The sequence below is a fragment of the Hydrogenophaga sp. 2FB genome (assembly GCF_005503365.1).
GTDB lineage: Bacteria > Pseudomonadota > Gammaproteobacteria > Burkholderiales > Burkholderiaceae_C > Hydrogenophaga.
This window is the reverse complement of record NZ_SCML01000023.1, coordinates 42,711-56,671: the sequence shown is the minus strand read 5'-3', so window position 1 is coordinate 56,671 and position 13,961 is coordinate 42,711. Positions and strand designations below refer to the sequence as shown.

Here is a 13,961-nt window from a genome sequence, read left to right as displayed (position 1 = left end):
CCGGCTTTGCCGGGCCGCCGGTATTGCCCCCTTGAGGGGGTGGCGCGAAGCGACGCGGGGGTGTTCATGATGCTGTGTTTTCGATGAGCAAGGCCATGCCCTGGCCGCCACCCACGCAGGCGCTGGAGATGCCATAGCGCTGGCCGCTGCGCTGCAGTTCGCGCGCGAGGGTCAAGGTCAAGCGAACGCCGGTGGCCGCGAGCGGGTGGCCCAGGGCGATGGCACCACCGTTGACGTTCAGGCGGTCCAGATCCATGCCGAGTTCGCGCGCCACAGCGAGGGTTTGTGCGCCTTGCGCTTCGTTCACTTCGAAGCGCGCGATGTCGCTCAGCTTCAGGCCGGTGCGTTCGAGCAGCAGGCGGATGGCGGGCGCCGGGCCGATGCCCATGATTTCGGGCGGCACACCGACGGCCGATGCGGCCACCACGCGCGCCATCGGTTTCTTGCCTTGCGCTTTCGCGTAACCGCCGGAGGTGACCACGCAGGCCGCTGCCGCGTCCACCAGCGCCGAGCTGTTGCCACCGGTCTGCACGCCGCCTTCGAACACCGACCTCAGCTTGGCGAGCACCTCCACCGGCGAGATGCGCGGGTGGGTGTCGGTGGCCACTTCGGTGAGCTTGCCCTGCAGCTTGATGCCACGCGCCTTGTAGCCTGCGAGCTCGAAACTCTCGGTGACCACCGGTACGATTTCGCCCGCGAGAAAACCGCTCTCCTGCGCGGCCACGGCTTTCGCGAACGAGGCCGAGGCAAAAGCATCGACCTCTTCTCGGGTGATGCCGTATTGCTTCGCGAGGTTCTCGGCGGTCTGGATCATGTTGATGCCGGCCGCCGGGTCCTTCAGCGCTTCCCACATGTAGTCCTTGAAACCCACAGGGGCGCCCAGCTTGAAGCCGGTGCGGTGGTCGAAGGCGGCGATGGGGTTGCGCGTCATGCTCTCGGTGCCCACCACCAGCGCGGCATCGCACGCGCCGCCCTGGATGTGCTCACCTGCATGGCGGAACAGTTCGAAGCCCGTGCCGCAGATGCGCTGCGCCATGATGGCCGGCACTTCCACCGGCACGCCGGCGTACAGACCGATGTGGCGCGGCAGGAAGAACTGATCGAAGTCGCCGGGCGCCATGTTGCCGGTGACCACCGAGCCGATGTGTTCGCCCGGCACGCCCGCGCGTTGCAGCGCTGCGCGCGCGGCCTTGATGCCGAGGTCGGTGGGCGAGATGTGGCCGAGTGCGCCGCAGTAGTCGACCATGGGCGTGCGCACGCCGTCGAGCAGCCAGACGTCGTCAAAGGCGTTGAAGAATCCGCGGGATGTCATGTGGTTTGCTCGGGTTTGAGGATGGCGTGCAGCGTGTCGTCGTGCAGTTTTGCCACGGTCTCGGCGCGGTGCACCAGCACCGCGCGTTGGTTGATCGAGCCCTTGTCCGTGACCTCGCCCCGGTCGATCGTGGGCGGCTCGGACAGCAGGCACAGGCGCGCGATGCGGCTGGCGCTGCCGGTGGCCGTTCTGGCCAGGTCGGTCACCACGCGCTGGAAGTGCGCGAGCACCGGCGCGCTGTGAAGCACGTCGTGCAAGGGCGCATCGGCCGGCAGGCCGCTGAGCGCGCGCACCGCGCCGGTGGGAAACACCATGGCGCCGACTTCCTTCATGTTCAGGCCGGTGATGACCACGTCCTGGATATAGGGCGCGCCAGCCGCGATGATCTTGGCGCGCATCGGACCCACGCTCACGAAGGTACCGGTAGCGAGCTTGAAGTCTTCGGCGATGCGGCCGTCGAATTTCAGACCCTGGTGGATGTCGGTCTCGTCGATCCACCTCACCGCGTCACCGGTCTTGAAGAAGCCTTCTTCATCGAAACATTCGGCGGTCTCCGCCGGCATGCGCCAGTAGCCGGGCGTGATGTTCGGGCCCCGGTAGCGCACCTCGGTCTTGCCGTCGCTGTCGACCAGTTTGAGCTCCAGACCCGGCGTGGGCAGGCCCAGGTCGCCAGCTTTCACGTCGGCGCTGGTGACGAAGAGGCCAAAGGGGCCCGACTCCGTCATGCCCAGGCCGGTGCCCATGACGATGCGCTCGCCGATCTCGGCTTCCTGCACCGCGTGCAGCGCGTCCCACACCGGCTGCGCCAGCGCGGCGCCGGCGTAGAAGAACATTTGCACGCGCGAGAGCAGCGTCTTGCGCAGGGCGTTGTCGGTCTTCATCGCGTTGGCGATCGCCTCGAAACCGGTGGGCACGTTGAAGTACACCGTCGGCGCGATCTCGCGCAGATTGCGCAGCGTCTCGCCCATCAGCGCGGGCGTGGGTTTGCCGTCGTCGATGTAGAGCGTGCCACCGTGGTAGAGCACCATGCCCACGTTGTGGTTGCCACCAAACGTGTGGTTCCACGGCAGCCAGTCCACCAGCACCAGCGGGCTCTCGGCCAGCACCGGCATCGACTCGCTCATCTGCTGCTGGTTGGCGCACCACATGCGCTGCGTGTTGATGACGGCCTTGGGCATCTTGGTCGAGCCCGAGGTGAAGAGGAACTTGGTGATCGTGTCGGGCCCGGTGGCGGCCATCGCGGCGTCCACCGCGGGTGTGGGTTCGGTGGCCAGCAGCGCGGCAAACGAGGTGGTTGCGCGGCCGGGCACCGTGCCTTTGGTGGTCACCAGCTCCACGTTGTCGCCCAGCGTGGCCAGCATGGCGCGGCTGTAACGGTGCGCGTCCGCGGCGAACACCAGGCCTGGCGTGAGCGTCTTCACCACGTGGTGCAGCTTGTCGAAGTCCTGGCTCACCAGCGAGTAGGCCGGCGAGGTCGGGCAATAGGCGATGCCGGCGTAAACGCAGCCCAGCGCGAGCAGCGCGTGTTCAAGGTCGTTCTCGCTCAGGATCAGCACCGGCCGCTCGGCGGAGAGTCCACGGTTGAGCAAACCCTGGCCGATGCGGCGCGCCGCGTCGAGCGCTTGCGCGAAGCTGATATGGCGCCAGTCGCCGGTCGTGCCGTCGGCATTTTTCACACGGCGTGCGAACACGGTCTGGTCGGGGCGCGTGCGGGCCCAGTGCACCAGCCGATCGGTGATGCGATCGGGGAAGGGCGGCAGCGTTTGCTGCGCGCTCAGGTAGCGCACGCCGGGCGCGCCGTCGCGCAGGGCGGCGTGGGTGACACCAAACTTCAAAGGCCGGTACTTCGCTGCGGTCATGTTGTCTCTGCGTGTTGTCGTTGGCTACCAGGGTCTTGCCGGCGCGCGTGTCTGAAGTCCAGAGATGCCACGGATCCGGCTCCGCCGGTCCCAGGCATCGCCCTCTGGGGGGTGACGCCGAAGGCGGCGCGGGGGGAGCGACTTCAGTCGCTCTTCACTTTGCTCGCTCGGCCTTCGAGGAACGCGCGCACGCGTTCCTTGGCTTCTGGTGCGTTCTGCACGATGGCGGCCATCAGCGCTTCGGTGAAGAAGCCCTGGTCGGCCGGTTGTTCGGCGATGCGCGGCAGTGCATGCATCAGCGCGTAGTTGGTGAGCGGTGCGTTGCTGGCGATGCGCGTGGCCAGCTCCATGGCTTTGTCCAGCGCGGTGCCTTCCGGCACGAGGTATTGCGCCAGGCCAATGCGTTCGCCTTCCTCGGCCTTGTAGACACGGCCGGTGAACATCATGTCGGCCATGCGCGCCGCACCGATCAGGCGTGGGATGCGCACCGAGCCGCCGCCGCCCACGAAGATGCCGCGCGAGCCTTCGGGCAACGCAAAGAAGCTCGATTGATCGGCCACGCGGATATGACACGCGCTGGCCAGTTCCAGGCCACCGCCGACCACCGCGCCATGCAGCGCCGCGACCACCGGGACCGGGCCTTGCTGCACGCACTCAAGCGCCGCGTGCCACATGCGCGAATGGTGCAGGCCTTGGCCGGCGTCGCGTTCCTGCAGTTCGGACAGGTCCAGGCCGGCGCAGAAATGGTCGCCCGCGCCATGGATCACGGCCGCGCGGACGCCGTGCGGCATGCCCTGGAAGATGTCGCGCAAGGCGAGGATCAGGCCGTCGTTCAGCGCGTTGCGCTTGGCCGGCCGGTTGAGCGTGATGACGGCGATTTCGGACGATGCGCCTTGCAAACTCAGGCTGATGTCGGTGGAATGGATGGGCATGGCGTCGACGCTTTCTGGTTCCCTGGCTTCGGGTTTGTGTGCTTGAGAAGAGGTGCGATTATTGTTATAAACAATAACTAAAACAAGCGCGAGGGCCCGAAAACAGGCTCCGTGTTTACCCTAGGTAGAGAGACCCGTATGGACCACCAGAACCTGATCGCGATCGACATCCACACCCACGCCGAAGTGAGTTGCCGCAACCCGTTTGACAACTACGGCGAGGAATACGACCGCGCGGCCGACAAATACTTTGGTAGCAACCGCCGTCCCACGATTGCTGAAACCGTAGCCTACTACCGCGACAAGAAGATCGGACTGGTAATGTTTACGGTTGACAGCGAGTCGCAATTGGGGCGTCGCCGCATTCCGAACGAGGAGATCGCGCAGGCCGCGCGCGAGAATAGCGACATGATGGTGGCCTTCGCCAGCATCGACCCGCACAAAGGCAAGATGGGCGCTCGCGAAGCGGAGCGGCTGATCGCGGAAGAGGGCGTCAAGGGTTTCAAGTTCCACCCCACGGTGCAGGGCTACCACCCCTACGACAAGATGGCCTGGCCGATCTACGAGGTGATCAACGCGCACAAGCTGCCCACGATCTTTCACACCGGTCACAGCGGCATCGGTTCGGGCATGCGCTGCGGCGGCGGCTTGCGCCTGGAGTACAGCAACCCGATGCACCTGGACGACGTGGCGATCAGCTTTCCGGACATGCAGATCGTCATGGCGCACCCAAGCTTTCCCTGGCAGGACGAAGCGCTCAGCGTGGCCACGCACAAGCCCAACGTGTGGATCGACCTCTCGGGCTGGAGCCCGAAGTACTTTCCCAAGCAATTGGTGCAGTACGCGAACACGCTGCTCAAGGACCGCGTGCTGTTCGGCAGCGACTACCCGCTGATCACGCCCGAGCGCTGGATGAAGGATTTTGAAATCGCCGGTTTCAAGCCCGAGGTGATGCCCGGCATCCTCAAGGGCAATGCCGTGCGCCTGTTGGGCCTGGACTGAACCGATGCAAGCCTTCACCACGCTGGCGGACATCGAGCGGCTCGAACGCACGCCGCTGGCCGAGGTCGCGCCGCACCGCAGCCCGTACGCGCTGATCCGCGCGGCGGCCGAGCGATTCCCCGAGCGCGAGGCTTTCACCTTTCTGCCCGATGCCGCGCTGGACACGCCGCCCACGCGAACCACCTACCGCGCGCTGTTGGCCAGTATCCACCGCGCGGCCAACCTGTTTCGTTCGCTCGGTGTGGGGCCCGACGACGCGGTCGCGCTGCTCGTGCCCAACATGCCCGAAGCGCACGCGGTGTTGTGGGGCGCACAGCTCGCGGGCCGTGTCTGCCCGATCAACTACCTGCTGCAACCCGAGCACATCGCGGCCCTGTTGAAGGCATCGAATGCAAAGCTGCTGGTGGCGCTGGGCCCCAACAGCGAACTCGCGGTGTGGCCCGTGGCCGAGCAGGTGGTGCGGCACCACGGATTGCCCTTGCTCCAGATCCGCGTGGGTGAGCAGACGGCGCCCGACGTGCCGGTGCTGCAGGAATTGCTCGCCGCGCAGCCCGATACACTGGCCTTCGAGCCGGACCTGAACCCCGATCGCGTGGTCGCGCTGTTCCACACCGGCGGCACCACCGGCGCGCCCAAGCTGGCGCAACATGCGCAGGGCAACGAAGCGCACACGGCGTGGTTCGCGCACGCGTTCTACGACGTGAACGAACACGCGGTGGAGATCAATGGCTTTCCGCTGTTCCACGTGGCCGGCGCGTTCGTCTACGGTCTGGCACTGCTGGCGGTGGGCGCGCGCCAGGTACTGCCCACGCTCAGCGGCATGCGCAACACCGGCTTCGTGCAGCGCTACTGGCAGTTCTGCGAACGGGAGCGCGTGACGCATCTGGCCTGCGTGCCCACGGTGCTCGCGGGTTTGATGGGTGTGCCGGTGAACGCCGACATCACCACCGTGCGCGCCGCTTACACCGGCGGCTCGCCTCTGCCCTCTGAACTCGCGCAGCGTTTCGAAGCAGCCACCGGCATCGCCGTGCGCAACATCCTGGGCATGACCGAGTGCGCGGGGCTCGTGAGCATCGAGCCGCTGCGAGGACCGCGCACGCCCGGCTCGGCCGGCCTGCGCCTGCCGTACACCGAGGTGCATGCGGTGCCGTGGCGCGAGGGGGAAGCGCAGCTGCACGAGCGCTGCGCGGTGGGCGAGACCGGTGTGCTGGTGCTGCGCGGGCCGCACGTGAGCCCGGGCTACACCGACACCGCGCGCAACGCCGGCCTGTTCGAGGCGGGCTGGATCGTCACCGGCGACCTGGGCCATCTCGACGAGGCCGGACGCATCCACATCACCGGCCGCGCGAAGGACGTGATCATCCGCGGTTCGCACAACATCGACCCCGGCCTTGTGGAAGACGCGTTCCTCGCGCACCCCGCCGTGGCCCTGTGCGCCGTGGTCGCCGAGCCCGATGCCTATGCGGGCGAGGTGCCGGTGGCGTTCGTCACGCTCAAACCGGGCGCTGCGATCGGTGCCGCGGAACTGTTGGCGGCTATCGCGCCCCAGGTCTACGAACGGCCCGCGTGCCCGAAGCGCGTGGTGCTGCTGGAGGCGCTACCGGTGACCGCGATCGGCAAGGTGTTCAAGCCCGAGCTGCGCTTGCGCGCGATCGAGATCAAGCTCAGCGAGGCGCTGCGCGAATGGGTGCCCGGCGTGACCGCACGTGTTGAAGCGATGGAAAAGGGCGGGCGGCAATGCGCCGTGATCACCGTGGCCGGCGCGCCCGACGACGCGCTGCGCGAGACGCTGATGCAGGGCCTGGCCGCGATGGCGGTGCAGACCGAGTTGCGATTTGAATAAGCGCTACCAGCCGCCGCGCGAAAGCCAGCGCTCGACCTGATCGAGTTTGTCCACGCCCCAGAAGGGTTCTCCATCCACCACCACGGTGGGCGAACCGAACACACCGGCTTTCAACGACGCGTCGACCATCGCGCGCAACAGCGACGCGGCTTCCTCGCTCGCCGCGGCTTTGGCCAGCGCGTCGGCGTTCAGCCCAGGGGGCAGTGCGAGCGAACGCAGCGATGCGGGCGTGGACAGGTCCTTCCCCTCACCCCAGTACGCGCCGTAGATGGCATGGACCAGCGCGGCCGCGTGCTCGGGCTGATGGGCCTTCACCCAGGCAAACGCCCGCGCACAGGGCAGGGGATTCATCACCGGGTCGCTCGGCCGGCGTGCCATCACCACACCGTGCTCACGCGCATGGCGCAGCACATCTCGCTCCACATAGGGCCCTTTGAGCGGCGTTTCCAGCAAGGGCTTGAGCCCCATCACCTTCATCACCGACACACCCAACAACATCGCATGCCAATCCACGGCACGCCCATGGCGCGCCGCCAGCGCCTCGATGCGCAGCGAGGCGAAATAGCCGTAGGGCGAGATGAAGTCGAAGTAGAAGGCGAGCGGTGGCGTCATGACGGCATCGTATCCACGCCAAGGAGACACGCCCTCAACAGCGGGCGCCGCCATCGGCCTGCCGCGAGGTCTCCGCGCGAAACGCCACGAACGAAAAAAACTCAGCCCCAAACCTCACGCGCCGTTTCCACCACCAGCGCCAGCTTGCGCCGCTGATCTTCAACGGCAATGTTGTTCCCGTGCACGGTGGAAGAAAAACCGCACTGCGGCGACAGACACATCTGCTCCAGCGGTGCGTACTTCGACGCCTCGTCGATGCGCCGCTTCAGATCGTCCTTGTGTTCGAGCTGGCCGAACTTGGTGGTGACCAGACCCAGTACAACCGTCTTGCCTTTGCTCAGGTAGCGCAGCGGACGGAAATCGCCCGAGCGGTCGTCGTCGTACTCGAGGAAGAACGCGTCCAGCTTCATCTCCGACAACAGCGCCTCGGCCACCGGCTCGTAGTTGCCGGCCGCCGCGTGCGTGCTCTTGAAGTTGCCACGGCACAGGTGCATGGCCAGCGTCATGCCAGCGGGCTTGCGCGCCACCACCTTGTTGATGAAGCCGGCATAGCGATGCGGCAGTTCGTTCGGATCGTCGCCGCGCTGGCGCGCTGCCTCGCGCATGCGCTCGTCGCACAGGTAGGCCATGTTGGTGTCGTCCATCTGCACATACGTGCAGCCTGCGTCGGCCAGGCTTTGCAGCTCATCGCCATAGGCCTTGGCCACGTCGTCGTAGAACACCGGGTCGAGCTCGGGATAAGCCTCCTTGCTGATGCCCGCGCGCCCGCCGCGAAAGTGCAGCATGGTGGGCGAGGGAATGGTCACCTTGGGCGTGAGGGCGGGCAAACCCAGCGCCTCCACCTGCGCCTTCAGGTACTGGAAGTCGGCCAACTGGATGTTCTTCGCGTGGCGCACCTTGTCGATCACGCGGATCACCGGCGGCGCGAGTTCTTCCGTGCCGTCCGGCTTGCGGATGGTCACCGGAATGTCGGTCTTCACGCCACCCAACTGCTCCAGAAAATCGATGTGGAAGTAGGTGCGGCGGAACTCGCCGTCGGTGATCGACTGCAGGCCCACGTCGGCCTGGAATTTCACGATCTCGTTGATTGCGCGGTCTTCCACCTTGCGCAACTGTTCGGCCGTGATGCTCTTCTGGTTGAAGAACTGGTCACGGGCCTCCAGCAGGTAGGCCGGCCGCAGAAAACTGCCGACATGGTCGGCGCGGTAGGGAGGGTGGGCGCGCAAGGTCATGGAAAACGTCCTGTGGTCTGGGTCTGGAAACAGTGGCGAAAGCGCACTTTGACAGCCTTCTTTGAATACATAAACCTATGGAAAACCCCAGTTGGATGCGAATTCTCTTGAAATATCGTCCTTTCTGTATACATTGCGTATCCCATGAACACGGCGACCTCCCAAGCCCCACCGAATGCGCTGGCCGACCCCGCGCCCGTGCCCGAACCCGCGGCCGAAAGCGCTCAGGTGCGCGCGCTGCTGCAACTGCGCGAACTCATCCTCTCGGGTGAACTGGCCGGTGGCTCGCGCATCGCCGAGCTGGCCATCGTCGAACGCCTGGGCGTCTCGCGCACGCCGATCCGCGCCGCGCTGATGCGGCTGGAGCAGGAAGGCCTGCTGGAGGCGCTGCCCAATGGCGGCTACGTGGTGCAGACGTTTTCCGAGCGCGACATCGCCGACGCCATCGAACTGCGCGGCACGCTCGAAGGCCTGCTGGCGCGCCTGGCGGCCGAGCGCGGCGCGCCGGGCGTGGTGCTCGGTGAGGCGCGGCAATGCCTCAACCAGATTGACACCGTGCTCGAGGCCCAGGCCCTCAATGACGAAGGCTTCTCCAGCTACGTCGCGCTCAACAGCCAGTTCCACGCGCTGGTGTGGGAAATGGCCGACAGCCCCACCACCTTGCGCCAGCTCGAAAAAGTGCTCAGTCTGCCGTTTGCCTCGCCCTCGGGCTTCGTGGTGCTGCAGGCGCATTCGCAGCGCGCGCGCGACATGCTGGTGGTGGCGCAAGACCAGCACCGCCAGGTGCTCGACGCGATTGAACAGCGCGAAGGCTCGCGCGCCGAAGCCATCATGCGCGAGCACTCGCGCCTGGCGCAGCGCAACCTGCGCGAGGTATTGGACGGCCGCGCGAGCGTGCACGCGCCCGCGTCCATGCCCGCCATCAAGCTCATCCGTCGCCGGTGAACCGTGGGGTGTCCCGCATAAGAGAACGGCATAACTGAAAGTCAGATATATGACTGGCGCAGAGCCAGGTGACCATGCACAGTGTGGGCAGATACGTTCTGCAAGCCCGCCAGGCCCGGAGTGCGCCCACACGCGACCGGCCTGGCCTTAGAAGGAACAGGAGACAACATCATGAAATTCCTCAAACGCCGCACCGCCTTGATGGCCCTGGGCTCTGTGGCCGCCGCCACGATGGCCGGCCAGGCCCTGGCCCAGCAGACCGTCACCTTGCGCCTGCACCAGATGCTGCCGCAGCAGGCCACGATCCCCGCGCGCGCGCTCGTGCCCTGGGCGCAGAAGGTCGAAGCCGAGTCCGGCGGCAAGATCAAGGTGCAACTGTTCCACGCCATGTCGCTCGGTGGCTCGCCACCACAGCTGTTCGACCAGGCGCGTGACGGCGTGGTCGACCTCACCTGGACCGTGCTCGGCTACACCCCGGGCCGCTTCAACAAGTCCGAGGTGTTCGAGTTGCCGTTCATGAGCGGCTCGGCCGAAGAGTCCTCGCGCGCGTTCCAGGAGTACGTGGAGAAGTACGCCGCCGACGAATTCAAGGACGTCAAGCTGATCGCGGTGCACACCCACGGCCCGGGCCTGTTCCATACCAAGACGCCGGTGACCGGCCTGGAAAGCCTGCGTGGCATGAAGGTGCGCGGCGGCTCGCGCGTGATCAACAACATGCTCACCAAGCTCGGCGCCACGCCCGTGGGCATGCCCGTGCCCGCCGTGACCGATGCGCTCTCCAAAGGCACGATCGAAGGCACCACCATTCCCTGGGAAGTGACGCCTTCGCTCAAGGTCACCGAACTGGTGAAGAACCACACCACCTTCGCCGGCAAGCAAGGCCTGTACACCCAGACCTTCGCGTTCTCGATGAACAAGGCGTCCTACGAGAAGCTGCCGGCCGATCTCAAGGCCGTGATCGACAAGAACTCCGGCATCGAGACCGCGGCCTTCTTCGGCCGCGCCATGGACGAGGGCGACAAGGTGGGCCATGACATCGCGGTGAAGGCGAAGAACAACATCGTGGCCCTGGACGCCGCCGAAACGCAACGCTGGCGCCGCACGGCCGCCACCGTGGAGACCGACTGGATCAACGAGATGAAGGGCAAGAACATCGACGGCGCGAAGCTGGTGTCCGAAGCCCGCGCGCTGATCGCGAAGTACCAGCGATAAGATGCGACCCCACCGCGGCCGGCGCGCCGCGGTGGACCCGCCTTCGGCATTTTTATAAGGGTGACAAGTTGAAATTGCTGTCTCAGTTGGCCCGCTTCTGCGCCATCCTGGCCGGTGTGCTGCTCACGGTGATCACCCTGATCACCTGCATCAGCCTCATCGGCCGCAACACCATCGGCGTCACGCTGGTGGGCGACTACGAACTCACGGCGGTGACTGCCGGCGCGGCCATTGCGCTGTTCATGCCCTGGTGTCAGCTCAAGCGTGAAAACATCATCGTCGACTTCTTCACCTCCAGGGTCTCCAGCAGCGGCATCGCGCGGCTGGACCGTTTTGGCAGCCTGCTGCTGGCCTGCCTGATGATCGGCCTGGCCTGGCGAACCACGGTGGGCGGCATGAGCGCCTACGCCTCGCAGACCACCACCATGATGCTTGGCTTTCCCGAGTGGATCACGTATGCCTTCATGGTTCCTCCTTTCCTGTTGACCGGCGTGATTGCCCTGACCCAGGTGTTTGTTGGCAATTTTCCGGAGCAGGGCGAATGAGTTCCTTGAGCTTGGCGGGTTTGATCTTCGCGGTGATGCTGGTGTTGATGGCGATCCGCGTGCCGATCGCCGTTTCCATGTTTGCCGCGGGCACTTTCGGCTACATCTACCAGGTGGGCCTGCCCCCCTTCCTCAACAACCTCAACGGCGTGGCCTTCGCGCGCTTCGCGAGCTACGACCTGTCGGTGATTCCGCTGTTCATCCTGATGGGCAACTTCGCCACGCAGGGCGGCATCTCCAAGGCGCTTTTCCAGTTCGCCAGCGTGGTCATGTCGCGCTTCAAGGGCGGCCTGGCGATGGCGGCGGTGCTGGCCAGCGCGGGCTTCGGCGCGATCTGCGGTTCGTCGGTGGCCACGGCGGCCACCATCACCTCGGTGGCCTTGCCAGAGATGAAGCGCCACGGCTATTCGGGACGCCTCGCCACGGGCACGCTCGCCGCCGGTGGCACGCTGGGCATTCTCATTCCGCCGTCGGTGCCGCTGGTGATCTACGCCATCCTGACCGAGCAGAACATCGCCAAGCTGTTCGCCGCGGCCATGGTGCCCGGCATCATTGCCATGCTCGGCTACATGATCGCGATCGCCGTGTACGTTCGCCTGGTGCCGGGTCACGCGCCCGAGCATGACGAAGCGCAGGCCAAGCTCACCTGGGACGCGCTCAAGGGCGTGCTGCCCATCGCGGTGGTGTTTGTGGTCGTGTTCGGCGGCATCTACGGCGGCCTGTTCACGCCTACCGAAGGCGCGGGGGTCGGCGCGGCGGCCACCTTCGTGGCGGCCATGCTCAAGCGCGAGCTGAGTTGGGCCAAGGTCAAGCTGTGCTTCTATTCCACCGCAGCGGCCAGCGCCATGATCTTCATGATCTTCATCGGCGCGGACCTGATGAACTCGGCACTGGCCTTGACGCAGGTGCCCGCCATGCTGGCCGACGTCATCAAAGGCTGGGACATCTCGCCGTTGATGGTGGTCACCGCCATCCTGCTGTTCTATGTGGTGCTCGGCGCCGTGATGGACGAGCTTTCCATGATCCTGCTGACCATCCCGATCTTCTTCCCCGTGATCATGGGGCTGGACTTCGGCATGCCCGCCGAGTCCGTGGCGATCTGGTTCGGCATCATGGTGCTGATGACCGTGGGCTTCGGCTTGCTGGCGCCTCCCGTGGGCCTGAACGTGTACATCGTCAACGGCATGGCCAAGGACGTGCCGATCGGCGAGAGCTACCGTGGCGTGATGCCTTTCCTGGCCAGCGACGTGGTGCGTACGTTGCTGCTGCTTCTTTTCCCTTCCATATCCCTGTGGTTGGTTCAATACGTCGGTTGATTTTTCGTAGGGCAATTTCATGATCAAAAAACTTCACCTCCACCGCCGCGCCATCCTGGCCGCCTCTCTTGCCACCGCCGCGCTCGGCCTGGTCTCTGCGCCGGCGCACGCTCAAGCCAACTTCCCGTCGAAGGGCCTGCGCATCGTGGTGCCGTTCGGCCCGGGCGGCGTGGGCGACCTCACCGCGCGCATCGTCGCGGAAAAACTGACGAGCCAGCTCGGCCAACCCGTGGTGATCGACAACCGCCCTGGTGCGGGTGGCGTGGTGGCGGCCGAGTCGGTGGCGCGTTCCGAGCCCGATGGCTACACCATGTTCCTCATGTCCAACGGCACGGCCGTCACCGCCAGCCTGTTCAACAAGCTGCCGTTCGACACCATCAAGGACTTCACGCCGGTCTCCACGCTCGGCTACTTCGACATCGCCGTGGTGGTGCCCGCGAACTCGCCGCACAAGACCCTGGGCGACCTGGTGAAGTTCGCCAAGGCCAACCCGGGCAAGATCAACATCGGCAGCATCAACATCGGCAGCACGCAGCATCTCGCGGCCGAGCTGTTCAAGAGCACGGCGGGCATCGAGGCGCAGATCGTGCCGTACAACGGCTCGCCCGCGCTGATCGGCGCCATCCGCGGCCAGCAGGTCGACGTGGCGGTGGAAATCCTGGCGCCGGTGCTCACGCAGATCCAGGGTGGCGCGCTGCGAGCCCTGGCCGTCACGGGCGAGAAGCGCTCCATCGTGTTGCCCGATGTGCCCACCGCGGTCGAGGCCGGCGTGAAGGACTACATCGCCTCGTCGTGGAACGCGCTGGCCGTGCCGTCGAAGACGCCGCGCGCCGTGGTGGAGCGCCTGAACAAGGAGATCGCCACCGCCGTGGCCGATCCTGGCGTGCGCGAAAAGCTGCGTGGCCTGAACATCGATGCGCGCTCCAGCACGCCGGAGCAGAACGCTGCCTTGCTGGCGTCCGACATTCGCCGCTGGAGCGGTGTGATCGAACGCGCAAAAATCCAGAAACAGTAAACACCCCCCGCGCCGCTGCGCGGCTCCCCCCCTCTCTCGCCTTCGGCGGGAGGGGGCGCACCCTGGGACCGGCGTAGCCGGATCCTCGGGAGCCCTGGATGAGGACCCCGCGCGCCGGACGCCTTGTCTCTCTCCC

12 protein-coding genes are annotated in these 13,961 nt (G+C 66.0%); 7 read left to right on the top strand and 5 right to left on the bottom strand.

All coding sequences use genetic code 11. From position 1 onward, the window contains the following. Nucleotides 1-64 precede the first annotated feature (64 nt). The 3 genes from FFS09_RS15030 to FFS09_RS15020 form a co-directional block, all read right to left on the bottom strand. Nucleotides 65-1,312, bottom strand: coding sequence for a thiolase family protein (locus FFS09_RS15030; protein ID WP_137919705.1), 1,248 nt, complete (start codon nucleotides 1,310-1,312; stop codon nucleotides 65-67). Continuing rightward, nucleotides 1,309-3,171 (bottom strand): feruloyl-CoA synthase, encoded by a 1,863-nt coding sequence (locus FFS09_RS15025; RefSeq protein WP_137919704.1) that lies wholly within the window; start codon nucleotides 3,169-3,171, stop codon nucleotides 1,309-1,311. The genes FFS09_RS15030 and FFS09_RS15025 overlap by 4 nt, the downstream gene beginning before the upstream one ends. A gap of 143 nt (nucleotides 3,172-3,314) precedes the next feature. Next, nucleotides 3,315-4,103 carry a crotonase/enoyl-CoA hydratase family protein gene (locus FFS09_RS15020; protein WP_137919703.1) on the bottom strand — a complete coding sequence of 263 codons (789 nt, stop codon included), beginning with the start codon at nucleotides 4,101-4,103 and terminating at the stop codon, nucleotides 3,315-3,317. Between the two features lie 138 nt (nucleotides 4,104-4,241). On the opposite strand from FFS09_RS15020, the gene FFS09_RS15015 reads away from it, so the two are divergent. After that, nucleotides 4,242-5,105 carry an amidohydrolase family protein gene (locus tag FFS09_RS15015; protein ID WP_137919702.1) on the top strand — a complete coding sequence of 288 codons (864 nt, stop codon included), beginning with the start codon at nucleotides 4,242-4,244 and terminating at the stop codon, nucleotides 5,103-5,105. A 4-nt stretch (nucleotides 5,106-5,109) separates the two neighbouring features. After that, nucleotides 5,110-6,948 (top strand): AMP-binding protein, encoded by a 1,839-nt coding sequence (locus tag FFS09_RS15010; RefSeq protein ID WP_137919701.1) that lies wholly within the window; start codon nucleotides 5,110-5,112, stop codon nucleotides 6,946-6,948. 3 nt (nucleotides 6,949-6,951) lie between these two features. Here FFS09_RS15010 and FFS09_RS15005 read toward each other — a convergent pair whose 3' ends face one another. Continuing rightward, entirely contained in the window at nucleotides 6,952-7,560 is a 609-nt protein-coding gene (locus tag FFS09_RS15005) for a 2-hydroxychromene-2-carboxylate isomerase (protein ID WP_171020035.1), read from the bottom strand. A 101-nt stretch (nucleotides 7,561-7,661) separates the two neighbouring features. Further along, complete coding sequence (locus tag FFS09_RS15000) at nucleotides 7,662-8,792, bottom strand: 5-methyltetrahydropteroyltriglutamate--homocysteine S-methyltransferase (RefSeq protein WP_137919699.1); 1,131 nt, start codon at nucleotides 8,790-8,792, stop codon at nucleotides 7,662-7,664. A 144-nt stretch (nucleotides 8,793-8,936) separates the two neighbouring features. Between FFS09_RS15000 and FFS09_RS14995 the strand changes: the two genes are divergently transcribed. The 5 genes from FFS09_RS14995 to FFS09_RS14975 all read left to right on the top strand — a co-directional run bounded on the left by FFS09_RS14995 (nucleotide 8,937) and on the right by FFS09_RS14975 (nucleotide 13,825). Further along, nucleotides 8,937-9,737 (top strand): GntR family transcriptional regulator, encoded by an 801-nt coding sequence (locus tag FFS09_RS14995; protein WP_137919698.1) that lies wholly within the window; start codon nucleotides 8,937-8,939, stop codon nucleotides 9,735-9,737. 171 nt (nucleotides 9,738-9,908) lie between these two features. Further along, nucleotides 9,909-10,949 carry a TRAP transporter substrate-binding protein gene (locus FFS09_RS14990; protein WP_137919697.1) on the top strand — a complete coding sequence of 347 codons (1,041 nt, stop codon included), beginning with the start codon at nucleotides 9,909-9,911 and terminating at the stop codon, nucleotides 10,947-10,949. A gap of 68 nt (nucleotides 10,950-11,017) precedes the next feature. Further along, nucleotides 11,018-11,494 carry a TRAP transporter small permease gene (locus tag FFS09_RS14985; RefSeq protein WP_137919696.1) on the top strand — a complete coding sequence of 159 codons (477 nt, stop codon included), beginning with the start codon at nucleotides 11,018-11,020 and terminating at the stop codon, nucleotides 11,492-11,494. Further along, nucleotides 11,491-12,810, top strand: a complete 1,320-nt coding sequence (locus tag FFS09_RS14980; protein WP_137919695.1) for a TRAP transporter large permease — start codon at nucleotides 11,491-11,493, stop codon at nucleotides 12,808-12,810. Before FFS09_RS14985 ends, FFS09_RS14980 begins: the two co-directional genes overlap by 4 nt. Nucleotides 12,811-12,829: 19 nt before the next feature. After that, nucleotides 12,830-13,825, top strand: coding sequence for a Bug family tripartite tricarboxylate transporter substrate binding protein (locus FFS09_RS14975; RefSeq protein WP_137919694.1), 996 nt, complete (start codon nucleotides 12,830-12,832; stop codon nucleotides 13,823-13,825). Nucleotides 13,826-13,961: the final 136 nt, after the last annotated feature.

Excerpts from the sequence above, each read along its gene's own strand:
- FFS09_RS15030 (WP_137919705.1), bottom strand. The coding sequence starts at position 1,312 with ATGACATCCCGCGGATTCTTCAACGCCTTTGACGACGTCTGGCTGCTC.
- FFS09_RS15025 (WP_137919704.1), bottom strand. The coding sequence starts at position 3,171 with ATGACCGCAGCGAAGTACCGGCCTTTGAAGTTTGGTGTCACCCACGCC.
- FFS09_RS15020 (WP_137919703.1), bottom strand. The coding sequence starts at position 4,103 with ATGCCCATCCATTCCACCGACATCAGCCTGAGTTTGCAAGGCGCATCG.
- FFS09_RS15015 (WP_137919702.1), top strand. The coding sequence starts at position 4,242 with ATGGACCACCAGAACCTGATCGCGATCGACATCCACACCCACGCCGAA.
- FFS09_RS15010 (WP_137919701.1), top strand. The coding sequence starts at position 5,110 with ATGCAAGCCTTCACCACGCTGGCGGACATCGAGCGGCTCGAACGCACG.
- FFS09_RS15005 (WP_171020035.1), bottom strand. The coding sequence starts at position 7,560 with ATGACGCCACCGCTCGCCTTCTACTTCGACTTCATCTCGCCCTACGGC.
- FFS09_RS15000 (WP_137919699.1), bottom strand. The coding sequence starts at position 8,792 with ATGACCTTGCGCGCCCACCCTCCCTACCGCGCCGACCATGTCGGCAGT.
- FFS09_RS14995 (WP_137919698.1), top strand. The coding sequence starts at position 8,937 with ATGAACACGGCGACCTCCCAAGCCCCACCGAATGCGCTGGCCGACCCC.
- FFS09_RS14990 (WP_137919697.1), top strand. The coding sequence starts at position 9,909 with ATGAAATTCCTCAAACGCCGCACCGCCTTGATGGCCCTGGGCTCTGTG.
- FFS09_RS14980 (WP_137919695.1), top strand. The coding sequence starts at position 11,491 with ATGAGTTCCTTGAGCTTGGCGGGTTTGATCTTCGCGGTGATGCTGGTG.
- FFS09_RS14975 (WP_137919694.1), top strand. The coding sequence starts at position 12,830 with ATGATCAAAAAACTTCACCTCCACCGCCGCGCCATCCTGGCCGCCTCT.